At 75.9% G+C, this 370-nt stretch carries 1 pseudogene; it reads right to left on the bottom strand.

Annotation, left to right across the window (positions count from 1 at the left end):
• Positions 1-370 (bottom strand): annotated as a pseudogene (locus tag J0695_RS41910) (ATP-binding protein); the annotation flags it as partial.

Genomic DNA, 370 nt, shown 5'->3' with positions numbered 1-370 from the left:
CGGCGGGTCGGTCGGCGGGTCGGTCGGCTCGGTCGGCTCGGTCGTGGGATCCGTCGGCTCGTTGGAGGGCGGCGGCTTGGTGGACGACGTCGGCGGCTTGGTCGACTTCGTCGGGCCGGTACCGGTCGTCGGGTCGTCCGGCTCCTTCGTACTGCTCGGGTCGTCCGAGGACTCGCCCGACTCGCCGGCCGTCGGCGTCGGGTCGTCCGAGGTGCCGAGGGTGCCGTCCGGGCCGGGGTCGGTCGGCCGGCTGGTGGCGTCGCCGGTGTCGCCGTTCTCGTCGGCCCGCGGGTCGGCGCCCAGGCTGCCGTCGTCGACGCCCTGGCTCGCGGACGGGTTGACGCCGACGTTCTCCGACGAGGTGCCCTCG

The organism is Streptomyces beijiangensis, assembly GCF_017315755.1.
GTDB classification, from domain to species: domain Bacteria; phylum Actinomycetota; class Actinomycetes; order Streptomycetales; family Streptomycetaceae; genus Streptomyces; species Streptomyces beijiangensis.
This window is presented reverse-complemented; position numbering and strand designations above follow the sequence as displayed.